Origin of the sequence: Streptomyces sp. LN549 (assembly GCF_043203805.1) — a bacterium.
GTDB lineage: Bacteria > Actinomycetota > Actinomycetes > Streptomycetales > Streptomycetaceae > Streptomyces.
On sequence record NZ_JAZHRI010000002.1, the window covers coordinates 293350 to 317054 of the forward strand.

Genomic DNA, 23705 nt, shown 5'->3' on the forward strand with positions numbered 1-23705 from the left:
GGTGGATACGCCCCCACGAGACCGGTCCCCGGCTGCTACCGGTAGGCGGCCGCCCTGCGCACGTCACTGAAGTCGATGGCCCGGTCGGCCTCGCGCAGCGTCTCCTCAGCCACCCGGCGCACCTCGGCCGGCACATCCCCGTGCTCTTCCACGAGTCCGGCGTAGATCGGTGCATCGGTACTGTCTGTGAAACTCACGTCGCACTGCCTCAATCGGTTGTGTTTGCCATCGTTCGGCCGGAAACAGGGGCCGATTCTACGTGGTCCGCATACGCTGCCGCAGACGGCACCGAGGATTGGGCGTCCAAGCGGCCGACCTGCGCTCTTGTCGCACTATTCGGTCTTCCGGACCGCACTTTCCCCGCCCTCACGGAGGAATCCGTTGACCTCAAGTGCGCTTGAGGTCATAGCGTTCTCTCTGCGCCCCGGTCCGTGTCCGGGAGGCACGCAGGCTTTTTTGCACCCCGGAGGCACCGCATGAGTATGGAAGTCACCGCTTGGTCATCGCTGCACAGCGCGATGAACGCCCAACAGGACCGCAGACCCTTCTCCCGGGCCACCGTGCGCCGGATCGCCTCCTTCGCCCGGCCACGCCGTCGTGAGCTCTACCGCTTCCTGCTGCTGAGCGTCGTCATGGCTCTGCTGGCCGTGGCCACGCCGGTACTGGCCGGCAAGGTGGTCGACACGATCGTCCAGGGCAAGGAGAACGGCACCGTCACGCGGCTCGCGCTGTTGATCGCCGTGATCGCGGTGGCCGAGGCGGGGCTCGGCCTGCTGACCCGTCTGCTGTCGGCCACGCTCGGTGAGGGCCTGATCCTGGACCTGCGTACGGCCGTCTTCGACCATGTCCAGCGGATGCCGGTGGCCTTCTTCACCCGGACCCGTACCGGCGCCCTGGTGAGCCGGCTCAACAACGACGTGATCGGGGCGCAGCGGGCGTTCAGCAACACCCTGTCCGGGGTGGTCTCCAACCTGGTGACCCTGCTGCTGACTCTTACGGTGATGCTGACCATCTCCTGGCAGATCACCCTGCTCGCGCTCGTCCTGCTGCCGGTGTTCGTCGTGCCGGCCCGCCGGATGGGCTCCCGCATGGCGCGGCTGCAGCGTGAGGCTGCCGCTCACAACGCGGCCATGGGCACGCAGATGACCGAGCGCTTCTCCGCCCCCGGAGCCACACTCGTCAAGCTGTTCGGCCGCCCCGATGACGAGTCCGCCGAGTTCGCCGCCCGTGCGAGCCGGGTCCGTGACATCGGCATCCGTACGGCCATGGCGCAGTCCACGTTCATCACGGCGCTCACCCTGGTTTCCGCGCTGGCGCTGGCGCTCGTCTACGGACTCGGCGGCTACTACGCGCTGCACGGCAGCCTGGAACCCGGCGCCGTCGTCGCCCTGGCTCTTCTGCTGACCCGGCTCTACGCCCCGCTGACGGCGCTGGCCGGTGCCCGGGTCGAGGTGATGAGCGCGCTGGTGAGCTTCGAGCGGGTCTTCGAGATCCTCGATCTGAAGCCGCTGATCGCCGAGAAGCCGGATGCGCGCAGGGTGCCGGACGGGCCGGTGTCGGTGGAGTTCGACCGTGTCTCCTTCGGCTATCCGTCGGCCGACAAGGTCTCGCTCGCCTCGCTCGAAGAGGTCGCGACGCTCGACACCCGCGGCGGTACGGAGGTCCTGCACGAGGTGTCCTTCCGTGCCGAACCCGGCCGGATGATCGCCCTGGTCGGCTCGTCCGGCGCGGGCAAGTCGACGATCGCGCAGCTGCTCCCCCGGCTGTACGACGCCGACTCGGGTGCCGTACGGCTGAGCGGGATCGACGTCCGCGACCTGACGGCTGAGTCGATCCGCGAGACGCTCGGGATGGTCACCCAGGACGGGCACCTCTTCCATGAGTCGGTCCGTGCCAATCTGACCCTGGCCAGGCCCGGGGCCACCGAGGACGACATCTGGGACGCGCTGCGGCGCTCCCGCCTCGACGGTCTTGTGGCCTCGCTGCCCGACGGGCTCGACACGGTGGTGGGCGAGCGCGGATACCGGCTCTCCGGTGGTGAGCGCCAGCGGCTGACGATCGCCCGGCTGCTGCTGGCACGCCAGCGCGTGGTCATCCTTGACGAGGCGACCGCCCACCTCGACTCCACGTCGGAGGCAGCGGTGCAGGAGGCCCTGGCCGAGGCGCTGGAGGGGCGCACCGCTGTGGTGATCGCGCACCGGCTGTCGACCGTGCGGGCGGCCGACCTGATCCTCGTCGTGGAGGAGGGCCGGGTGGTCGAGCGCGGAACCCACACCGAGCTGCTGGCCGAGGGTGGCCGGTACGAGGAGCTTTACCGGACGCAGTTCGCGTCGCCGGAGCCCGAAGGGGCGCATTCGGAGTCCGTCTGAGCGGGCCGGACGTCGCGTCACGGGCTCCCTGATCGCCCTCCTCCGTGCCGGTCCGGGCACCGTACCTTCCGGGCAGTCGGATCGCATGGCGAAGGGACTGACGACGTCACACGGGCCCGCGCCCGCCGCGTGCCAGTGCCTGAACCTCGGCATAGGACGGGGCACTCGGATCCGCCGGCCGTCCGTCCCGGATGGCGGTCGCCGTGGTCACGGCCGCCGCGAGCGCCCTTCGGTAGAGCAGCGAGCCGAGGCTGACCCTGCGCACACCCAGCGCGGTCAGTTCGCGGAGGGTGGGGCCGGTCGGTGTGTACAGGATGTTCAGCGGCACGACGAGCGCCGCGGTCAGCTCGGCGATGCCGTCCGGATCCGACAACCCCGGCACGAACACCCCATCGGCGCCGGACTGTTCGTACAGGGCGAGGCGCGTCGCGGTCTCGTCCTCCTGGCGGGCCACCCAGTGGGTGTCGGTACGTGCGTTGACGAACAGCGCAGGCACCGCGCGTTTGACCGCGGTGATCTTCGCCGCGTGCACCCCCATCGGTGCGAGCGTGCCGTCCGCGCGGCCGTCCTCGAGGTTGATGCCGGCCGCGCCCGCCTCGTACAAGCTCCGGGCCAGCTCCGCCACTTCCTCCGCGTCGTCGCTGAACCCGCCTTCGGCGTCGACGGTGAACAGGAAACGGCCCTCTCCCAGGCGGCGGGCCAGCGCCAAGGTCGCCTCGAACGTAGCGCCCGCCCCGTCCGGCAGGCCGGCGGCAGCGGCGACGCCCAGGCTCGTGGTGCCCACGGCAGCAAAGCCCTCGGCTGCCAGTGCTGCGGCGGAGGCGTAGTCCCAGGCGTTGGGGAGCAGTAGTGGGCCGGTCCGGCGGTGCAGGCGGGCGAACGGGGTGAGGGCCGGGTCGGCAGGCGTCGACCGTACGTCCTCGAGGGGATCGAACTCATCCATCGTGTGCGTCATGGCTCCGACGCTAGGGCCGGCACGGTTCGGCACAGCCCGAACCGTCGCCGCGGCATCATGGCTGCATGTCCTCACTCTCCGAGACCGCCGCGCTGCTCGCCGACCACACCCGGGCCACCTTCTGTCAGGCCCTGCTCGACGGCCGCGCCTGGACCGCGGGCGAGCTGGCCCGGAGCGCCGGGGTCAGCGCGTCCACCGCGAGCGAGCAGCTCTCCCGTCTCATCGAGGGCGGTCTCCTGGCCGAGGAGCGACAGGGCCGGCACCGCTATGTGCGGCTGGCCGGCCCGGAGGCGGCCGCCCTGATCGAGGCCGTCGCCTCATTCGCCCCCGGCACCCCCCGCCCGCGGAACCTGCGCCAATCGGTGCAGGCAGGTGCCGAGGCGCGCGCCAGGACCTGCTACGACCACCTCGCCGGTGAACTGGGGGTGACCCTGGCTGATGCCATGGTCTCCCGGGGTCTGGTCTCCGACGTCGCCGGGCTGGCCGTCACTCCGGCAGGCGTGGCCTGGCTGGCCGACGCCCTGGACTACCGGCACCCCGCGGCCGCGCGCCGGCCCCTGGTGCGGAGTTGCCTGGACTGGACCGAGCGCCGGTCACATCTGGCCGGGGCGGTGGGAGCGGCCCTGTGCGCAACCGCGCTGGAGAGGCAGTGGGTGCGGCGGATCGGCTCCGGACGAGCGGTGAAGGTGACGGCGGTGGGGGCCGGGGCCTTCCGGGAGCTGTTGGGAACGGAGGTCGCGTGAAGTCGCGTGAAGCAGCGCGAAGAGCCGGGAACAAGCCGAAGTGGCAGGCCGTGCGCCGAGCGGTTGCCGTCTGTCCGCACCCGCAGGAGCTCGAGTGGCGCCTCGGACGGAGCCTGCACGCCGATTCTGCGACGCGGGCCGGCGTACGCGCCCCCTCTTCCTGACCGCCGCCGACGCGTATGCGCCGTGATCCCGGCCGCCGACTACCTCCGGGGTAATCGACGGCTCTCCCCTCTCCCGGCAGGATCGAGCACAGCGACGGGAACCCCCGCCGGAAGTCGGCCCCAGCCGCAAGGAGCCACCATGACCGTCAAGCCCGTTACCACCAAGCCTGGTTCGGCCCCGATCGCGGATTCCACCGCCGAGGCCACCCGGGCTGTCGTGCAGGAGTTCCTCGCCGCCCGGCTGGCAGGGGACACCGAGCGGATCGTCGCGTTCTTCGCCGACGAGGTCGACTGGCTGCTGGCCGAGAACCCCGTGGTCCCGTGGATCCGGCCACGGTCCACCGCCGCCGAATGCGCTGCCCAGTCCGCGGAGTTGGCGGCGCATACTGTGCCCGAGGACGCGCGCGCCTCCGTCGACACCTTCCTCGTCGACGGCGCCGACGCCGTCCTGATGGGGCACTTGTCAGGAACCGTACGGTCGACGGGCAAGTCCTTCGAAGGCCCGTTCGCACTCCACCTCACCGTGGAAGACGGCCGCGTCACCCGGCACCACCTCTACGAGAACAGCCTGTCGATCGCCGGGGCCTGCACCCCGTAAAGGCCCGGGCGCGCCCGGCTGCCGGGTCAGCCAAGAGCCGGCGGAGCCTGTGGGGAAAGGTGCTGCCACAGGAACGTGTGCATCAGAGCGTTGTTGTGGGCGGACTGTTCGTTGTCGCCGGCGCCCGCGTGGCCACCGCCGGTGTTCTCGTGGAGCAGGACCCGGTGGCCGAGTTCGCGCATCCGCGCGGCCGCTTTGCGGGCGTGGCCCGGGTGGACGCGGTCGTCACGGGTGGAGGTCGTCAGGAGCAGCGGCGGGTACGTCTGGCCCGCGGCAAGCCGGTGGTAGGGGGACAGCTCGCGCAGATGCTCGCGGTCGTCCTGGTTGTCCGGGTCGCCGTACTCAGCGATCCAGGAGGCACCCGCCAGGAGCTCATGGAAGCGGAGCATGTCCAGCAGCGGGACTTGCGCGACGATCGCGCCGAACAGTTCCGGGTAGCCGGTGACCATGGCGCCCATGAGCAGTCCGCCGTTGCTGCCGCCCGTGGCGCCCAGCATCGCCGGGGTGGTGATCCCCCGCGTGACGAGGTCGGCGGCGACGGCCGCGAAGTCCTCAAAGGCCCGTGCCCGGCCCGCGCCGAGCGCGGCCCGGTGCCATCCCGGCCCGTACTCACCGCCGCCCCGGATATTCGCGATCACGTGGGTGCCGCCGCGCTCCAGCCACGCCCGGCCCGTCACCGCACCGTAGTAGGGGGTGAGCGAGACCTCGAAGCCGCCGTATCCGTGGAGCAGTGCGGGGCCGGGGCCCTGGGATGTGTGGTCGGGGCCGATCACGAAGTACGGCACCTGTGTGCCGTCCTTGGAGATCGCGAAGAACTGCTCCACTGTCAGGCCGGCCGCGTCGAAGCGTGCCGGGGCCTGCTTGAGGATCTCCGTACGGCTCCCGATCCTCCCGTGGTGGAGCGTGGACGGTTGCAGGAACCCCGACACGTCCAGGAAGAACTCGTCGGAGACGTCCGGGTCCGTGTCCACCACGGTGACGGCGGACAGGGCAGGGATGTCCGCGAGCGGCTCGCGTGCCCATCCGGCGCCGGGGGTGGGTGTGAGTACCTCGATGCGGGTGCTGACGTCGCGCATCGTCTCCAGGATCAGATGGTGACGGGTCCACGAGTGCCCGGCCAGAGCGGTCCGCGCGTCCGGGGTGAACAGCACCTCCGGGGTGCGGTCGCCCGCCAGGAAGGAGTCGAAGCCGAAGGCCAGCATGGAGCCCGCCCGCTGTCCGAGCCAGTCGGACTTCAGGATGACGATCAGATGCTCTCGATGGGCATACGCTCTGGCGTCGTCCGGGACATCGATCCTGATGAGCGAGGAGTCGGGGCGAGCAGATACATCTCGCTGTGGTGGAAGTCGATCGACCGGAAGACGAAGTCCCGTTCGAAACCAGGTGTGGAGTCATGCCGGCCCCCGGCCGCCACGTCCCGCATCTCGCCCTCGAAGACCAGGTCGGCCGCTTCGAGTGGTGTACCGCGACGCCATCTGCGAACCGTCCGCGGATAGCCGGATTCGGTGAGGGTGCCGGGCCCGAAGTCCGTGCCGATGAAGACGGTGTCGGCGTCGATCCAACCGATCTGTGTCTTCGCCTCCGGCACCTGGAACCCGTCCTCGACGAAGGTCCGGGTGCCGAGGTCGAACTCGCGGACCACCACGGCATCACCGCCGTCGCGCGAGAGGCAGACCAGGGCGCGGCCGCAGTCGGGGTGGCGGACCCGTGCGCCGGCCCACATCCACTTCGTACCCTCCGTGGCGGCGAGCTCGTCGACGTCGAGGAGGACCTCCCATCGGGGAGCGTCCGTGCGGTACTCCTCCAGTGTCGTACGCCGCCACACACCCCGCGCGTGCCCCGCGTCCCGCCAGAAGTTGTAGAGGAACTCCCCGTGCCGCGAGGCGTAGGGGATCCGGTCCGGCGCGTCCAGCACCTCCAGCAGGCGCTCCTTCAGCGTGGCGAAACCGCCGCCGACCGCCAGCGCGGCCTCCGTCTCGGCGTTCCGTTCAGCCACCCAGGCGAGCGCGGCTTCGCCCTCGACGTCTTCCAGCCACAGGTATGGGTCATCAGTGATCACCACAGAATTGTGCAGGTTCGCGAGGCACTGCGGGACCATGTCCGTCTCGTGGAGCCGGAGGCCGCCGGGTTCGAGAGCTCGGTGCTGCCGTCGGTGGCGAAGCCGAAGTTCCCCCCGTACCCGGTTGCGCGGTGCACGGCAGCCCGTGCGTGCGTCCGCCGCCGGTCTGCGCAGAACCGTCGGACGTCCGATCATCAGGGCTATGGTTCCGAATCCTTCCGGCGCCCTGTGGTCGCCGCCGCCGATCGCACCCATGCTGGCCGTGCCGGGTCCGCTGCCCGTGCCCGATTCGGACTGGGCGTTCGAGACCAAGTGGGACGGTGTCCGCTGCATCCTGAGCACCACGGGCGACGGATCGGTGCGGCTGACCTCGCGGGCGGGCAACGACATCACCGTGGCCTATCCGGAACTGCAGGCATTGGGCAGCGAGCTGCGCGGCCGCGGTGTGGTCCTGGACGGTGAACTCGTGGTCCTCGATGCTTCCGGACGGTCCGACTTCGGCCTTCTCCAGAGCCGGATGGGTGTGGTCAACTCGCGCCGCGCCGGCCGCCTCGCGCTGGACTGTCCGGCCCATTTGATGATCTTCGACGTCATGTACATCGACGGCCATGCCCTGCTCGGCGCCTCGTACGTCGAGCGCCGCGAGGTCCTGTCCGTCCTGGGGCCGGCCGGAGCGCACTGGTCGGCACCCTCATACGTGCACGGCCGCGGGACACAGGTGTGGGAAGCGGTGGTCCGTGAAGGCCTGGAGGGCGTGGTGGCCAAGAGGCTCTCCTCGCCGTACACGCCGGGCACCCGATCGGCTCACTGGCGCAAGACCAAGCGGGTGGAGACCCTGGACGTGGTCATCGGGGGCTGGACCCAGCGACGAGGCACCGCCGCAGGTGTGCCGGGAGCCGTGCTCGTCGGCGTGGCCGGTCCCGCCGGGCTGCGGTACGCGGGATCGGTGGGATCGGGAATGTCCGAGCGTGAACAGAGCCAACTCATGGCGTACTTCACGGTCATCGCACGATCGACGTCCCCGTTCACGGACCCGGTCGACGTGACCGGCGCGCACTGGGTGGAACCACGGCTGGTCGCCGAGGTCACCGCGACGGAATGGACCAGGGCCGGCCGTCTGCGCCATCCGGTCTGGCAACGGCTGCGGCCGGATCTGACCCGGCTGGACTGATGGACCGGCTCCGGCAGCGCTGTTCCTCCGGAGACGCGTGAACGTCGGCGAGAAGCAGGAGCACCTGCGCTGGTGCGGGATCTCGGTGACCACGTGCGGACGCGGACCGGTCCGTGCAAGGTTGACAGGATGTTGATCCGAAAGGCTGATGCCGCGTAGGCGTCCGAAGGGGCTGCGCACGAGGCGTTGGCGTCCCGGAAGAGGTACTGCGGTTCGCAGGATCGGCGGCGTTCCCGCGGCGACTCGGGTAGCGGTCCGGAAGTTGGAAGAGGGCCGGTTGCGGCCGGGGCTCAGTCCTCACCTCGTGCCGGCAAGCCCGTGGGGTGCGTGCGGCTGGTGGCGTCGGCGGCTCATGGAGGACTGAGGGGTCTGGCGGTTCTTCGACGTCCAACCGCCGCGTCCCCGCCCGGACTGGACGGCCGCCAGGCGCGGGCCGCGTGTCCGCACCCGTTCTGCGGCTTCTGGCAGGATCGCGCCATGGCTGAACACGACACGGAGCGCGGTTATCTTCTGGACAACCAGCAGTCGGAGGCGGGAATCCGCTTCGGAGCTCTCAGCGAACTGTTCGATCCAGTGACGTTCCGGCATGTCGACCGGCTCGGGATCACCACCGGCATGCGGTGCTGGGAGGTGGGCGCCGGCTCCCCCTCCGTCCCCCTGGGGCTGGCCGAGCGGGTCGGACCGACAGGAGCGGTGGTCGCCACCGACATCGATGTGTCGTGGACGCAGGGCGTCACCGGCGGCGTGATCGAGGTGCTGCGCCACGACGTGGCCGCCGACCCGCCGCCGCCCGGCGGTTTCGACCTCGTCCACGCCCGCTTGGTCCTGGTGCACGTCACCGATCGGGCCGAGGCGCTGCGCCGGATGATCCAGGCACTGCGGCCGGGCGGCCGGCTGCTCCTGGAGGATGCCGACCCGGGGTTGCAGCCGCTGCTGTGCCCGGACGAGTCAGGCCCCGAACAGCGGCTCGCCAACCGGCTGCGCTCCGGCTTCCGCGCGTTGATGGCGGCTCGCGGCGCGGACCTCACGTACGGACGGACCCTGCCCAGGCTGCTGCGCGAAGCCGGTCTGGAGGACGTACAGGCCGACGCGTACTTCCCCATCACCTCACCGGCGTGTTCCGTCCTCGAGGCCGCGACCGTGCGGCAGATCCGCGGCCTTCTGGTGTCGGAGGGGCTCGCCACCGACGAGGAGATCGAGCGCCACCTGGCCAACGTCGCCACCGGCCTCCTCGACCTCGCCACCGCTCCCATGATCTCCGCGTGGGGGCGCCGCCCGTGACGCACTGCTCGCGTACCGCTGCGCCCGGAGGGGCGAACTGCTGTGATCCACCATGAGCCGGTGCACCTCTAGCGTTTGGACCGTGCCGGGCTCGCGGGGCCCGGCACGCACATCTGCGGCGTTGTCGTCGGTCGCCACTGGCCTGCGACGCCCCGGGCGGGCATCCAGCACGCAGCGGCGTCGCGCAGTGGGAAGGCAGAAGAACCGGCGGGATCGGTCAGGAATCAAGAAGCGCGGGCCGCAGGGGCGGCCTTAGCCTGATCGTCATGGACATCAGCATTCACACCAGCTTCCTGCCGCACGACGACCCGGACGCATCCGTGGCCTTCTACCGCGACGTTCTCGGCTTCGAGGTCCGCAGCGACGTCGGGCAGGGCAAGATGCGGTGGATCACAGTCGGCCCCGCCGGGCAGCCCAGCACGTCCATCCTGCTGGCGCCGCCTGCCGTCGACCCCGGCATCACCGAGGACGAGCGCCGCACCATCACCGAAATGATGGCCAAGGGCACCTACGGATGGATCCTGCTGGCCACCCCGGACCTCGACGCCACGTTCGAGAAGGTGCAGGCAGGCAACACCGAAGTCGTCCAGGAGCCGACCGAGCAGCCCTACGGCATCCGCGACTGCGCCTTCCGCGATCCCGCGGGCAACCTGGTCCGCATCCAGGAGCTTCGCTGAACCGTCCGGTCATCTGTCCGGCCGCGACGGCCGGTACCGCGACCGCCGGCAAGGAGTTCGGTGGACGGCCCGCACCCGCCCATGCGCCATGGCCGACCGCCGCACTCCGGGTATGCACGGACGACGACGAAACGGAGCTCGCATGTGTCACCCCGCGTGGGGGCGCGCACGCATCGCGGCGCAGCACCTGAGCGACCTCGCACGACTGCGTCGCGTACGCGACCGCATCGACCGGGAGTACGCGCAGCCACTGAACGTGGAGACGCTCGCCCGCGGCGCGAACGTACCGGCCGGACACCTCAGCCGCCAGTTCCGGCTGGCCTACGGACGATCGCCGTACGCGTACCTGATGGCCCGTCGCATCGAGCGCGCGGCTGCCCTGCTGCGGCACGGTGACCACAGCGTCGCCGAGACCCGCCGCGCGGTCGGTTGCCCATCGCCGGCCATCTTCCGTACACGCTTCACCGAGCTCGTCGGCGTACCACCCCATGTCTATCGGCGCCGCGCAACGGGCGCCGCCGCGGGGACGACGCCGCGGGTGCCGCACCAGGCGACGCCATCCGTCGGGCGGCGGGAAGTTCCGGCCGTCGGACCGGAACCGGCCTTTACATGAGCGGGGTTGTGCTCGGAGTGACTGGAGGATTCATGACGGATGCACCACCACGTGGACTTGAGGCAAGGCTGCGGGACACCCGGGCGCGGCTGGAGAGCGAGATCGATCTCTGGGCCGCAACGTCGGGTTCCCCGGGCGGCGTCCACCTCATCCCGCTGTCCTATCTCTGGGACGGAACCACCTTCCTCATCTCGACGCCGCGCACTTCCGTCACCGGACGCAATCTGCTGGCGGACGGTCAGGTACGGCTCAGCATCGGACCGACCCGCGACGTCGTCGTCGTCGACGGAACCGCCGAGCCGGTGGACATCGCCGGTCTCGCACCCGAGGCGGGCGACTCGTTCGCGACGAGGACCGGCTTCGACCCGCGCGCTCTCGGCGGGACGTACCAGTACTTCCTGATCCGGCCGCGACGCATCCAGGCATGGCGTGAGGCGAACGAGCTGCGGGGACGTGACCTCATGCGCGACGGCCACTGGCTCGGCTGACCGCGGGTCGTGTCCTCGGCCCGTGACCTCCGGTGCAGCGGCGTCCCGGCAGGCCTCACACCCCCCTGGCACCGTCGATCCGTTCGCGAAGCAGGTCCGCGTGCCCGTTGTGCCGGGCGTACTCCTCGATCATGTGGATCAGCACCCAGCGCAGCGACACCGCTCCGCGCCAGGAGTCATGGCCGTGGATGTCGAGGTGCGGCGCCTCCCTGACCAGGCGATCGGCGAACGCCACCTCGGCCCGCCAGGCCGCCCAGGACGCCGCGACCGGCTCAGGGCCGGAAGCCACCGTGTCGAAGTCACCGTCGGCGTTGTCCTCGGAGCAGAAGAGGGGCGGGACATCCTGCCCGGCCAGTACCTGGCGGAACCAGCGGCGTTCCACCTCCGCCAGGTGCCGGACCAGGCCGAGCAGCGACAGCGTGGACGGCTCCACGGACCGCCGGGTCAGCTCCTCCTCAAGGCCGGCGCACTTCAGCTCCAGTGTCGCGCGCTGATCCCGGAGGAAGTCGACCAGCATGCTCCGTTCGTCGCCGGTTCCGGACCCGCTGAACCGATGGTCGGGCCCGGGACCGGCGAATATCTCGGCTCGTCTGCTCGATGTGGTCATGCCCTCATCGTCCACCCCGGCCTGCCGGCCCCTGCGCTCAGCCCCCGGATCGCGCGTCTCTGCGACGGGCGGCAGGCCGCCGGCGTGAGGGAACAGCGTTCTGCCCCGCCATCGGGATTCTGAGCGAGGTGGTTCTTCTCGCCCCGCCCGCCTGTTCGGCAGGGACGCGGCCGGTATCACCAAAGGCGAGAGGGAGTAACCACCTCTCGCCACTCTTAACTTATAGCGCAGTGGGGGGCTTGCGGCAAGGCCCCGGTCATGCCGCAGAATCACTCGTCGAGGCCAGAAGCTGCGGAAATGGGAGATTCACGAAGTGCGTATGTCTTTGCCGGTTCACGGGTTGCGCGGCGACGGCGACCCGGTGGTGGGGCTCACCGTGTGGTGGCGGGCGCCGCGCAACGAGGTGCGGGAGTACGCGCCGACGGACTTCCCGGACTCGACCTCGGATCGGAGCTGATGGCATGAACCCCCTGACCACCAGTGCGTTCGACCTTCCTGACCGCCTCTCCCCCAAGGCCGACCCGAGGCTGACCGCCGGCGACGACAAGCACTTCGCGGCCATCGCCGAGTGCCTTGAGCAGTCGATCGCCGAACTGTCCGCACGCCTCGACGCCGAGCGCAGGTCGCCCGGCGGTACGGGCCGCCAGGCGATGGACCGGGACATCGAGATCCACCGGCTGACCGCCCGGCTGCGTACGCTGCGCCGGTTCGGCCTGGATCTGTGTCTCGGGCACATGGTCGGCACGGACGCCCCGGAGCCCGTATACGTCGGACGGCTCGGGCTTACGGACAGCACGGGCCGTCGGCTGCTGCTCGACTGGCGCTCCCCCGCAGCCGAGCCGTTCTTCGGAGCAACCCATGCCAACCCGATGGGCCTGGAAAGCCGCCGCAGGTATCGCTGGACCCGCGGCCGGGTCAGTGACTACTGGGACGAGGTGTTCACCCCCGGCGGGGGCGCCGGGCACGCGGCGCTCGACGACCAGTCCGCCTTCATCGCCACCCTGGGCGGCAACCGGTCGGCACGGATGCGCGATGTGCTCAGCACCATCCAGGCCGATCAGGACGCCGTCATCCGAGCGGGATCCCGTGGCGCGCTCGTTGTCGACGGTGGTCCCGGGACCGGAAAGACCGTCGTCGCTCTGCACCGTTCCGCGTACCTCCTCTACTCCGATCCCCGCCTCGGCCATCACCGCGGTGGCGTGTTGTTCGTCGGTCCGCACGAGCCCTACCTGGGCTACGTGGCCGATGTGCTGCCCAGCCTCGGCGAGGAGGGAGTGCAGACCTGCACCCTGCGCGACCTCGTCGCCGAGGGTGCCGCAGCAGCGGTCGAGGCGGACCCGGACGTGGCCCGCCTGAAGTCGTCCGCGGATCTGGTGAAGGCGATCGAGGCGGCCGCCAGGTTCTACGAAGAGCCCCCCGCCAAGGGGATGACGGTCACGACCCAGTGGTCCGACATCCGGCTGAGCGCCGGCGACTGGGCTGTGGCGTTCGAAGCGGCACCCGGCACTCCGCACAACGAGGCGCGTGATCAGATCCTGGAGGAGCTGGTCACGATCCTGGTGGACAAGCACGACGGTGACGTTCCGGACGATCTGCTCCGCAAGTCCCTTTTGCAGAACCGGGAGTTGCTCGCGGCCCTCGACGGTGCGTGGCCGCTGATCGAAGCGGCCGACCTCGTCGGAGACCTGTGGTCGGTACCCGCCTACCTGCGAATATGCGCCCCCTGGCTGAGCCGCGACGACGTGTCACGACTGCAGCGCGCGGACGCCCAGGCCTGGACGGTGTCCGATCTGCCTCTCCTGGACGCGGCACGCCAGCGGCTCGGTGACCCGGAGACGTCGCTGCGCAGGCGTCGGCACAACGCCTCCGTCGCCGCCGAGCGTGAGCACATGTCCCACGTCATCGACGCCCTGCTGGAGGCCGATGCCGACGGCGAAGGTGCGGTCACGATGCTGCACGGACAGGACCTCAAGGACACTCTGGTCGACGGATCCGCCCTGCCCGGCGGGGAACCGGACCTGCTCGCCGGGCCGTTCGCGCACATCGTCGTGGACGAGGCTCAGGAACTGACCGATGCCGAATGGCAGATGCTCCTGCTCCGCTGCCCCTCGCGGAGCTTCACCATCGTCGGGGACCGCGCCCAGGCCAGGCACGGCTTCACGGAGTCCTGGCAGGAACGGCTGGAGCGGGTCGGTCTCGACCGGATCAACCAGGCCTCCCTGAGCATCAACTACCGGACACCGGAAGAGGTCATGACGGAGGCCGAGCCGGTCATCAGGGCCGCACTCCCCGACGCCAACGTGCCTGCCTCCATCCGCAGCAGCGGCATTCCCGTCGTCCGCGGATCCGCTGCCGAACGCGACCTCGTCCTCGACACCTGGCTCGCCGAGCATGCCGACGGAATCGCCTGCGTCATCGGCGATCCCACGTTCAGGGCGACTCCCAGGGTCCGTTCCCTGACCCCGGAGCTGTCGAAGGGGCTCGAATTCGACCTGGTCGTCCTCATCGACCCGGAGGGATTCGGCGAGGGCATCGAAGGAGCGGTCGACCGCTATGTCGCGATGACCCGGGCGACGCAGCAACTCGTCATCCTCACGAGTTCGTGACGCGCGCCGGCATGACCGCGATGGCGGTCATGCCGGCGTCGCACCCGCGTGTGTCGCTTCCCGCCGTCCGTCCGGATCCGGCGCTGCCGGATCCGGACAGGCGGTGCGAGGCTGCCGCTACCCGGCGTAGGTCTCGAACTCGGCGATCTTCGGGGTGCCGGTCGAGCCGGTGATCTCGAAGGTGATCTTGCGCAACGAGGTCTTCGGAATCGTGATGGCGCCCGCGCCGCTGCCGGTGGTCAGCACGGCCCCGGTGTCGCCGTTGAGCACCTTCCAGGATCCGATGCTGCCGGCGGAGCCCGACGCCTCCCGGATGTTGACCGAGGAAACGGCGGTCGCCGAGGCCCACTTGACCGAGACCGAGCCGGTGGCTCCGGCGGGCGACCAGTAGGTGCTCAGGTTACCGTCCCGCACATTGCCGTAGCTCGTCCCGTCGGCCTTGCTGGTCCCGTCGGAGCCTGCGCCGATGCTGAGGTTGGTTCCGGCGGGGTCAGTCGGGTCGGTCGGGTCCGGAGTGGGGTCGGTCGGGTCCGGGGTCGGGTCGGTCGGGTCCGGGGTCGGCGTCTGCGTCGAGCAGTTGCCGTCCGACACCTTCAGCCCCTTGTTGGCGCCGGCCGTCTGGGCCACGATGCCGGGCACGCAGGATGCCGCGTCGAGGCTGTACGCGTAGGGGATGCTGACGGTGGTGTTGGACTTCGGGTCGGGCCCGGCCGGGTTGTTCTCACTACCGGGGGCGGACCACGTCACGTTGTCGAAGGTGTTGCCGCTGACCTGCCAGTATCCGACCGCGTCGGTGTAGAAAGTGCCCAGGACGTCCTTGGAGTCCTTGAAGTAGTTGTTGTCCACCTTGGCGCGGGCCCCGGCCCGGGAGTTGATTCCGGACTCGTTGAGCTTCACGTAGTAGTTGTTGTAGATGTGGGCGATGCCACCGCGCAGCAGGGGGGTGCGGGAGTCCAGGTTCTCGTACAGGTTGTGATGGAACGTGACGAAGCCGTTCGACAGTTCGGTCTCACTCGACCCGATGAGGCCACCACGGCCGGAGTTGCGCAGTGTGCTGTAGGACAGCGTCACGTACTGCGTGTTGTCCTTCATGTCGAAGAGGCCGTCGAACCCCTCCGACTCCCCTCCGGACGCCTCCAGGCTGGCGTGATCGACCCAGACATTGCGGACGTCGCTCTCCATGCCGATGGCGTCGCCGCCGTTGGACGTGGGCGAGCCGGACTTCTTGACGTTCTTGACGGTCACGTTCTGGATGATGATGTTGCTGGACTGGCGTATGTGGATGCCCAGTTGATCGAAGACGGCGCCGCTGCCCACACCGACGATCGTGACGTTGCTGATCTGCTTGAGCTCGATCACTCCGTCGGCGGTGTTGCAGCTGTCACCGGAGACCTTGGCCGTGTTGGCGTGGTTGATGGTCCCCTCCACCTCGATGATGATGGGGGTGCTGCTGCTGGCCCGGCCGCAAAGGGCCTGGTGGATCGCGGTGCCCGTAGTGGCCCGGACCGTCTGTCCGCCTGCACCGCCGGTGGTGCCGCCGTTCTGGGTTGCATAGCCGGTAGCCCCACCGGTCGCGGCCGATGCCGAGGGCATCGACACGACGACACCGGTCGCGGCGGCAAGAGCGGCCGTGGTCAGCGCCGCATACAGTCGCAGTGCGACTCGTCGTTTCATGATGGTTTCTCCCTGTTCGTCTTCTGGGCCGGACCGCAAAATGGCATGCCCATGTCATTCAGCAGCCGACACGTCTGCCGGCTGCCGACTCCTGGCTGGACAAGCCCTGATCGGCGTGGTTGCGGGTGCTCTTCTTCGGTGCGATCGGACGGGCCGCGCCATTGCGGCCTGGAGCTGCGCGTACGTCGGCGCCGGCCGCGGGATCACCGCTACCGCCGCTACAGGAAGCCGCCGCTTTCGAAACCGTGCAGGATGACGCGATGCGTCGTCGTCATGGCGCGTCCTCGACCCCATGACATGTCGGCACCGTGGGTACAGCCCCGCGCCGGATCGATGGCGGCTCGCTCGTGAAGTCGCGGCGGCTGCCGTGGCTTCACTGTCACCGGAACGGAGTTCAGAGAAAAAGGGAAAGCGCTTTCTCGTCGTGAGAATAGGACCGCTTCAGCTGGGCTGGCAAGGCTCTGGACACCCTCGCCGTGGCAACTGCCCCAACTCATGCACCAACTGCCCTACGATCGCTGGATTTAGAGGTGAATTCACGGCACGGCCGACGAGCCCCGAGGCCATGGATCTCGCGTCACACCGGATGATCCAGAGAAAGCAAGCGCATTCTTTCCGAGCACCCCGTGTGCCCCGGTCGCCTCATCGGGTTGAGTGGTGATTGACGGAAGCATGGGGCAGTGTGACGATGCGCCGATGCTTGGCCTACATGCACGGATGGCTGTTCGCAGCGGCGATTTCACCGCGACCGTGGTCGCTCGCTGTGCTGCGGAAGTGCCGTTCTATGGGGAACTACCGCGTCGCACGCTCGACGGTGAGGTGACACGGTCGATCACGGCGGTGCACGGGCTGCTGCTGCGGGCACTTCGTGACGGCGGCGCCATGGACTCGGGCGACCTGACCCGGCTCATCGAGTGGTCGGGGCGCCGGGCCGAGGAGCGCGTCCCCCTTGAGGCGGTGATCGCCGCCTATCTCATCGGTGCCGAGGTGTGGTGGCAGGTCCTGGCCGAGACGGCTCAGCCCGAGGAGCTGACCGGGGCGGGTGCCGGGCTGCTGGCTTGGCTGCACGCGGCCATGCCCGCCGTCGTGCTCGCTCACCGCAACGCCCAGGAGGACATCCACAGCGAGCACAAGCGGGTACGGCGGGCCTTGCTGACCGCCCTGCTCGCCGGTCGGCCGTACGAAGAGCTGGCGGAGGCGGCAGGGGTGACGGTGACCGGCGAACACGAGGTGGTCGCCTTGTCGTTCGAGTCGAATCCGCCGGCCAGGCTGGTCCAGTCGTCCCTGGAGGCCCGCGCCGGTGTCCCGGTACTGATGGATCACGTCGCCGGGATCGCGCTGCTGCCGGGCGGCTGCGACGTGGTCGGGCTGCCGGCTTCGCTCGGGAAGGAGGTGGGACAGCGTGTGTTCGCCGCTGCCGCCCCGGCTGTTGATCCTGCGGCCGTTCCCGCAGCCGCCGCAGAGGCGGGGCGCGTACTGGAACTCGTACAGCGGTTGGACCGCCCACCCGGGCTGTACCGGCTCGATGACGTACTGCTGGAGTACCAACTCGCACGCCCCGGTGACGCCCTGCTGCGGCTGGCCGCCAAGCTGGACCCGCTGGAGGAGCATCCGTACCTGCTGGAGACGCTGCGGGTGTTCGTCGACCGTGGCCACAACCGCCGCCAGAGCGCCTTGGAGCTGTGCGTCCACCGCAACACCCTGGACTACAGGTTGCACCGGGTGAGCACGCTGACCGGGCTGGACCTCGCGGTCCCTGCCGAGGCGCGGCTGCTCCAAGCGGCGCTCGTCGCCAGGGATCTCGCCTGACAGGTGGCCGAATCGGACCGGGCCTGCGGCGGGCCGGGCCACCACGGACCGGTACCGGGTCCGACACCGCGCCCTCCCCGGCGAGGATACGGTTCCCCTCGGGCCGCGATGGGCCGGGGCGGTTGTCGGCGATCCGGGTGGCTAGAGCCAGGCCTGCAGTTCCTCCTGGCGTGGCGCGAGGACCACACCCGTGTCGGGGTGGTCGAAGACCATGACCGGCCGGCGCGCGTCCCAGGCGGACCAGCCCGGGTCTCCGGAGGAAGCGAAGGCGACCCAGGCCCGGTGCATCATGTCGGCAAGCGGCTGGGGCGCATCCGGTCCGGTGAGCCCTTCACCGTGGCGAAGGTTGTCGAAGACGAAACCGATCTCCAGTGCATGACACGCGCCCAGTCCCAGGGTGGGCGAGCGCCAGGCGAACTCGTACAGAAACGTCCGTGCCGGCCGCGAGTCGGCAAGACGGTTGAGCGGCCCTCGCAGCAACAGGTCAGTGGCCATCTCGCCGAGGATCACCCCGGGCTTCGCGCCCGGTCTGGCCGCCTTGTACAGCCGGGCGACACGTCCTGGGATCCGGAACTTCAGCAGGGCCAGTCGCAACGACAATCCGCTGACGCGGTCCACCGCCCCGCTTGGCACGAACCACAACCGGTACTCCTCCCGGTTGGCGCCCATCAGCAGGTCGACCGTGGGCAGCGAAGGTTCTGCCGGAACCACGTCGTCGTCGACCACGAGGTGGAAACCGGGACCGCCACTGATCGGATCGGCTTTGCCGATGACCTCGTTCTGCACGTCCAGCAGCACCGCGCGGTCCACCGCCGCGAACGCCGCCGCCGTTGCGGGCACCCGCAGCGCCTTCGCCATGGCCTGTACGGTCTTCGCGCCCCGGCTGCGCGGCACCGTCTGCGGAGGCCCGCTCTGCAGGATCGCCCGGTGGAACAGGCCGGCCGCGCGAGGGCTGGTCATCAGGGCGGCGATGCTGATGGCCCCGGCGGACTCTCCGCACACCGTGACGTTGTCCGGGTCGCCGCCGAAGGCCGCGATGTTCTCCCGCACCCAGGCCAGGGCCGCGATCTGGTCCAGCAGGCCCCGGTTGTCGGGTGCGTCGGGGAACACTCCGAATCCCTCGACACCGAGCCGGTAGTTGACGGTGACCAGGACCACGCCGTCGCGTGCGAAGGCCCGGCCGTCGTACAACGGCACGGCACCCGAGCCGTTGCGCAGGGATCCTCCATGGATCCACACCATCACAGGCAGCGGTCCTCCACCGGCTTCCGGGGCCCAGATGTTGAGGTTCAGGCATTCCTCCCCGGGGATGTCCACGTCGGGAATCAGCTCGTCGAGAGGCGGCCGATAGGGGCGCTGCGGCGCGGTCGGCCCGTAGTCCACCGCATCGCGCAGTCCTTCCCAGGGCTCGACGGGCGCAGGGGCGCGAAAGCGGTGGGCGCCGAACGGTGCGGCGGCGTAGGGGATTCCCAGGAAGGTGGCGATTCCTTCCCGGACGCGGCCCCGGACCTTGCCTTGGCACGTGGTCGCGATGGCGTCCATGTCGGTCCTTTCACGAGATGTGACCGCCTCCCCCGCCGCGGGAGCGCGCAGGGGAGACGGATACGAGAGAACTCGGGCATCACGGGAATCGTGGTGCCTTCATGCGGTGGATGCCGGTTACGGGGTGCCGGCCGGGATGCTCAGGGCCAGGTCGTTGCGGCGGACGTCGGACCAGGTGGTGGTGTCGGTGCAGATGCCGCACGCGGGGCCGAAGAACTGGGCACGGGCCGTCTGGTCACCCATGAGCTGTGCACGGAACCACGCGGTGGTCGGCGCGGCGAACGGGCCGGCGTCGCCCACGACCGTGAAGTGGTCGGCCCCGCGCACCTCGCCGTACAGGGCGGGGATGTGGTCGGCGGCGTCGTAGAAGGCCTTGACCAGGAAGGGAAAGACGATGCTGTCCTTCTCACCGGCCAGCAGGAGTGCGGGGACGTGCACGGAGTTGATGTTGGCGAGGGGGCCGGGCTGGATCGGCAGGATGGTGTCGATGCGGGGGTCCGCGCCGACGACGATGGCGGCAGCGCCCCCCTGCGAGTGACCCGATGCGCCGATGTGCTCCAGGTCGACGTGGTTGCGGAAGATGCTGTCCGGGTCGGCGTTCCTGCGGGTGAGCATGTCGATGCCCGCTCGCATGGAGATGCCGAGGTTGGACTGCGGGGTGTTCGCCGCGGCGACGATGAAGCCCTGGCTGGCCCAGTGCAGCAGCAGGTCCCGGTAGACGACGGGGAAGGCGAACGTGCCGTTGCCCCACACGATCACGGGGTGGCGGCGGTCGCTGCTCGCGATGTCACGCGGGTAGTACAGGGTGGTGATCGCGCCGACTTCCACAGCGGTGGCGTAGGGCCCGGGGGCGCCGAAGTCGCCGGCGGCCGACACCGTGGGGGCGCTGGTGGGGGCGGGCGGCGGCGCTGCGCCCGCGCCGGCCGACGCGGACAGAACGAGGGTGAGTGCGGCCAACGGGACGAGCAGTTTCCTTCTCCACAACACGGCGACTCCTGACGTCAGGGCGAGCTGAATGATTCATCCGGATCACATCGGTGCCTGATGGCACATCCTGTGGGAGCGATCGGCGGTCGTCTCTGCGCAATCGCGGCAATCACCGACGGCGGAGTTTGTGCAACCTGCCGACGGACGCGGGCTGGGCGGTGGAGCCGCGCCTTGTCCGGCCGTCGCCGATTCCGGCGGAGACCGGACGCCGGCTGGCCTCGCGGGCGGTTGTCGCGTGCCTCGGCGGGCGGTCAGGCGGGCCGGGCTCCCCCACCGGCCTCCGCGGTCAGTTCACGCTTGAGGATCTTGCCGGTGGACGTCAGGGGCAGGCTGTCGCGGAACTCCACGCTGCGGGGGTACTTGTAGGCCGCCATGCGTTCACGACACCAGGCGATCAGTTCCTCCTCGCTCAGCGGCGCGCCGGGCACGCGGATGACGAACGCCTTGACGTCTTCACCGTGCGTGGCGTGGGGTACTCCCACCACGGCGGCCATGCTCACGGACGGATGCGTGATCAGGACCTCTTCGATCTCGCGCGGGTAGACGTTGAAGCCGCCGCGGATGATCAGGTCCTTGACCCGGTCCACGATGTAGTAATAGCCGTCCGCGTCGCGCCGGGCGATGTCTCCGGTACGGAACCAGCCGTCACGTATCACCGCGGCCGTGTCCTCGGGCCGACGGTAGTAGCCCTTCATGACGTTGTGGCCGCGGATCGCGATCTCGCCCCGGCCGTCACCCGGGACGGCCTGCCAGGAGTCGTCGACGAGCTTCATCTGCACGCCCCACACGGGCCGGCCGATGGAGCCGGGCCGCGGCGGCAGTCCGGGCGGGTTGAAGCAGGCGACGGGCGAGGTCTCCGACAGACCGTAGCCTTCCTGAACACCCACGCCGAAGGCCTTCCCGAACTGCCGCAGCACTTCGACGGGCAGAGCGGCTCCCCCGGAGACCGCGGTGCGCAGGTGCGCGGGCGGTGCCTGTTCGTCGAGGTCGCCGAGCGCGCCGAGCAGGGCCCAGTACATCGTCGGGACCCCCGCGAAGAACGTGACGCCTTCACGGTGCATCAGCCGGAGGGCCTCCGCCGCGTCGAAACGGGGCTGCAGGACGAGGGTGGCGCCTCGGAGCAGGCCCATGTTCATCACCGCGCTCTGGCCGAAGGCGTGGAACAGCGGGAGCGAGGCCAGCATCACCTCGTCCTCCGCTGCCGTGAACAGCCGGTCGGCGACCATGGCGTTCATCGCCATGTTGCGGTGGGTGAGTTCGGCTCCCTTGGGCCGCCCCGTCGTGCCGCTCGTGTAAAGGATCACCGCGGTGTCCTCCGCCGCGGTGGCCACCACCTCAGCGGGCCCGGCACTCCCGGAACTCGTGTGCTCGATCCGGTGCAGCAGAAGGAAGTGCTCGCAGGCGGGCGCCTGGTCGAAGCCTGCCTTCGCCACCTCGGCCAGGGGCAGCTGAGGTGTGCCCTCGAAGCAGAGCAGAGCTTTGGCGCGGGAGTCGGAGAGGTGGTACGCGACCTCCTGCGGACGCAGCAGCACGTTGAGAGGCACCACGACCGCTCCGACCCGGAGTATGCCGAAGTAGGCGGCCGGGAAGTCCGGCACGTTCGGACAGGACAGCGCCACCTTGTCGCCCTTGCCCACACCGCGGTGCCTCAGTGCGTCGGCGATGTCCTGGGACCGTGAGAGCAACTCGGCGTAGGTCAGGCGGGTGTCACCGAGGACCAGCGCGGTTCGCTCGGGGTGCTCCTGGGCGCTGTGTTCCAGCAGGGACGACAGGTTCAGCATCAGTTCTCCTCAGCGGCTCGTGAGGAAATGCTGAGGCACAACACGCTCCGTTCACGGTGGGCGGCCGACCTCGGATCCGGCAGCCACCTTGTGCGACTGCACAATTGCGGTCCAGGGGGTGAACCGTATGCTGACCGGCATGTCAGAGCAGCACGCCGATGGCGGTCTGATCGTTCCTCCGCTGTTGTCCGTGTGTGCGGCGGAGCTGTTGGAGGGGGTCGATGCCCTCGCTGACGATCTGTTCCGTGCGATCACCGCCGAGATCGCCCCCTACGCACTGTTGAGCGAGGAGGTCCAGGCCGACGTACGCGACTTCAACGGACGCAACCTGCACGAGCAGCTGACGTGCATGGCCGACCACCGGCCGGTGCGCACTGACTCCACCCGGCAGTGTGTACGCCGTCGGGCCACGCAGGGCGTTCCTCTCGACGCGGTCCTGCATGCCTTCCGCATCGGCTACCGCTTGTTGGCCCACGCCCTCATCGAGCGCGCCTCGGAGCAGCCCGGCACGACGATGGACGACATCGCCCAGGCGTCGATGTCGATCTGGTCCCTGTTGGATGCCGCATCGCAGACGGTCAACGATGTCTACCGGGAGACCCTCGTGGGTCTGGCACGGGCCGACGAGCTGCAGCGGCTGTTGCTGCTCGACGCGCTCCTCACCGGCAAGACGGCCGACTGGGCGAGGCTCGGGGGCACCGCCGCCTCCCTCGGTCTGCCCGAGCAGGGTCCGTACATCTGCGTGGTCGCCGAGCACAGCGACGTCACCGCGATGGAACAGGCCCTGCTGCGCAGTGGACTGCGCTCCGCCTGGCGACCCCGTCCCGACGGCCTGGCGGGCATCGTCGCGCTGCCCGACCCCGCACTCACCTCCGGTTCCGCACGTGTTCCGCAAGCTGCGCTCGTCCTGGAGGCTGTCGGCGCCGCGGTCACCGGGCGCGCGGGTCTGAGCCCTGTGTACCCGCGGCTGCGGGAGAGCGCCGACGCGCTTCGCCTCGCCACGCTGGCCCGGGCCTCGCTGCCTGCCGGGACGCACCGGGCGGTCACGCTCGATCACGACCCGGCCGCGGCCCTGGTCGCGGCCGGGCACGACCTGGCGTTGCGGCTGGGCATCGCCCTGCTCGACCCGGTCCTGGCCGCTCCGGACCGCAAGGACCTCATGGAGACGCTCACGGCATGGCTGGACTCCGATACCGGCTCCACCACCGAAATCGCGGAGACCCTGTACTGCCACCGCAACACCGTCCGCAACCGGCTCGACCGCGTCTCCCGCCTCACCGGGCGCTCCCTGCTCCGCCCGTCCGACGTCGCCGCCCTCTACGCCGGAGTGCGAGCTCTCAAGCTCCGCACGCACTGACCCGCCCGCCCGCTCCGCCGGCGTCAGGGCGCTCATGCGGCGTGCGGCGGGACGCGCCCCGCTACCGCATGTGTCCGCCGCAGGGCGGATGAATTCGGTTGCGGCGGGGCCGTCGAGCCAGGTGAGGTCATTCCATGGGCGGTGGCGCGGAGCAGGTGCATCGGGCGAGGACGGGGAGCGACCGTACGGGTACACCGCGCGCGGCTCCATGGCGCAGAGTGGCG

At 69.9% G+C, this 23705-nt stretch carries 19 protein-coding genes and 1 pseudogene; 12 read left to right on the forward strand and 8 right to left on the reverse strand.

What is annotated here, in order from left to right; translation table 11 throughout:
- Nucleotides 1–35 precede the first annotated feature (35 nt).
- Entirely contained in the window at nt 36–197 is a 162-nt protein-coding gene (locus tag SH922_RS01395; protein WP_326733509.1) for a hypothetical protein, read from the reverse strand.
- A 279-nt stretch (nt 198–476) separates the two neighbouring features.
- Here SH922_RS01395 and SH922_RS01400 point away from each other — a divergent pair, with 279 nt between their 5' ends.
- Nucleotides 477–2369: an ABC transporter ATP-binding protein gene (locus SH922_RS01400; protein WP_393053611.1), complete on the forward strand. Its 1893-nt coding sequence runs from the start codon at nt 477–479 to the stop codon at nt 2367–2369.
- A 106-nt stretch (nt 2370–2475) separates the two neighbouring features.
- Here the strand turns inward: SH922_RS01400 and SH922_RS01405 are convergent, their stop codons facing one another.
- The gene (locus tag SH922_RS01405) at nt 2476–3324 is read right to left on the reverse strand and encodes an isocitrate lyase/phosphoenolpyruvate mutase family protein (protein WP_393053614.1); all 849 of its coding nucleotides are present in this window, start codon (nt 3322–3324) and stop codon (nt 2476–2478) included.
- A 65-nt stretch (nt 3325–3389) separates the two neighbouring features.
- Between SH922_RS01405 and SH922_RS01410 the strand changes: the two genes are divergently transcribed.
- Both SH922_RS01410 and SH922_RS01415 read left to right on the forward strand, forming a co-directional pair.
- Entirely contained in the window at nt 3390–4067 is a 678-nt protein-coding gene (locus SH922_RS01410) for an ArsR/SmtB family transcription factor (protein ID WP_393053616.1), read from the forward strand.
- 303 nt (nt 4068–4370) lie between these two features.
- A complete protein-coding gene (locus SH922_RS01415) occupies nt 4371–4829 on the forward strand; it encodes a nuclear transport factor 2 family protein (RefSeq protein WP_393053619.1) in 459 nt (152 codons plus the stop codon).
- Nucleotides 4830–4855: 26 nt separating this feature from the next.
- Here SH922_RS01415 and SH922_RS01420 read toward each other — a convergent pair.
- Nucleotides 4856–6927, reverse strand: a pseudogene (locus SH922_RS01420) (prolyl oligopeptidase family protein).
- A 163-nt stretch (nt 6928–7090) separates the two neighbouring features.
- On the opposite strand from SH922_RS01420, the gene ligD reads away from it, so the two are divergent.
- From ligD to SH922_RS01445, 5 genes are all read left to right on the forward strand, one after another.
- Nucleotides 7091–8059, forward strand: coding sequence for a non-homologous end-joining DNA ligase (gene ligD, locus SH922_RS01425; protein WP_393053621.1), 969 nt, complete (start codon nt 7091–7093; stop codon nt 8057–8059).
- A 477-nt stretch (nt 8060–8536) separates the two neighbouring features.
- The gene (locus tag SH922_RS01430; RefSeq protein ID WP_393053623.1) at nt 8537–9340 is read left to right on the forward strand and encodes a class I SAM-dependent methyltransferase; all 804 of its coding nucleotides are present in this window, start codon (nt 8537–8539) and stop codon (nt 9338–9340) included.
- A gap of 266 nt (nt 9341–9606) precedes the next feature.
- On the forward strand, nt 9607–10017 hold the full coding sequence (locus SH922_RS01435) for a VOC family protein (protein ID WP_393053626.1): 411 nt from the start codon (nt 9607–9609) through the stop codon (nt 10015–10017).
- Nucleotides 10018–10159: 142 nt separating this feature from the next.
- On the forward strand, nt 10160–10630 hold the full coding sequence (locus tag SH922_RS01440; protein ID WP_393053629.1) for a helix-turn-helix transcriptional regulator: 471 nt from the start codon (nt 10160–10162) through the stop codon (nt 10628–10630).
- Between the two features lie 32 nt (nt 10631–10662).
- On the forward strand, nt 10663–11118 hold the full coding sequence (locus SH922_RS01445; protein WP_393053631.1) for a pyridoxamine 5'-phosphate oxidase family protein: 456 nt from the start codon (nt 10663–10665) through the stop codon (nt 11116–11118).
- A gap of 55 nt (nt 11119–11173) precedes the next feature.
- Here SH922_RS01445 and SH922_RS01450 read toward each other — a convergent pair whose 3' ends face one another.
- Entirely contained in the window at nt 11174–11725 is a 552-nt protein-coding gene (locus SH922_RS01450) for a DinB family protein (protein ID WP_393053634.1), read from the reverse strand.
- A 319-nt stretch (nt 11726–12044) separates the two neighbouring features.
- Here SH922_RS01450 and SH922_RS01455 point away from each other — a divergent pair, with 319 nt between their 5' ends.
- Both SH922_RS01455 and helR read left to right on the forward strand, forming a co-directional pair.
- Entirely contained in the window at nt 12045–12182 is a 138-nt protein-coding gene (locus SH922_RS01455) for a hypothetical protein (protein ID WP_393053636.1), read from the forward strand.
- Between the two features lie 4 nt (nt 12183–12186).
- Nucleotides 12187–14331: an RNA polymerase recycling motor ATPase HelR gene (gene helR / locus SH922_RS01460; RefSeq protein ID WP_393053639.1), complete on the forward strand. Its 2145-nt coding sequence runs from the start codon at nt 12187–12189 to the stop codon at nt 14329–14331.
- Nucleotides 14332–14448: 117 nt separating this feature from the next.
- On the opposite strand, the gene SH922_RS01465 is transcribed toward helR, so the two are convergent.
- Nucleotides 14449–16005 (reverse strand): polysaccharide lyase family 1 protein, encoded by a 1557-nt coding sequence (locus SH922_RS01465; RefSeq protein ID WP_393053642.1) that lies wholly within the window; start codon nt 16003–16005, stop codon nt 14449–14451.
- Between the two features lie 717 nt (nt 16006–16722).
- Here SH922_RS01465 and SH922_RS01470 point away from each other — a divergent pair.
- Nucleotides 16723–17814, forward strand: a complete 1092-nt coding sequence (locus SH922_RS01470; RefSeq protein ID WP_393053644.1) for a PucR family transcriptional regulator — start codon at nt 16723–16725, stop codon at nt 17812–17814.
- 141 nt (nt 17815–17955) lie between these two features.
- Here SH922_RS01470 and SH922_RS01475 read toward each other — a convergent pair whose 3' ends face one another.
- From SH922_RS01475 to SH922_RS01485, 3 genes are all read right to left on the reverse strand, one after another.
- Nucleotides 17956–19356 carry a carboxylesterase/lipase family protein gene (locus SH922_RS01475; RefSeq protein WP_393053647.1) on the reverse strand — a complete coding sequence of 467 codons (1401 nt, stop codon included), beginning with the start codon at nt 19354–19356 and terminating at the stop codon, nt 17956–17958.
- A 117-nt stretch (nt 19357–19473) separates the two neighbouring features.
- Entirely contained in the window at nt 19474–20343 is an 870-nt protein-coding gene (locus SH922_RS01480) for an alpha/beta hydrolase family protein (protein ID WP_393053650.1), read from the reverse strand.
- Nucleotides 20344–20594: 251 nt separating this feature from the next.
- The gene (locus SH922_RS01485; protein WP_393053653.1) at nt 20595–22124 is read right to left on the reverse strand and encodes a long-chain fatty acid--CoA ligase; all 1530 of its coding nucleotides are present in this window, start codon (nt 22122–22124) and stop codon (nt 20595–20597) included.
- A gap of 139 nt (nt 22125–22263) precedes the next feature.
- On the opposite strand from SH922_RS01485, the gene SH922_RS01490 reads away from it, so the two are divergent.
- A complete protein-coding gene (locus SH922_RS01490) occupies nt 22264–23481 on the forward strand; it encodes a PucR family transcriptional regulator (protein ID WP_393053655.1) in 1218 nt (405 codons plus the stop codon).
- Nucleotides 23482–23705: the final 224 nt, after the last annotated feature.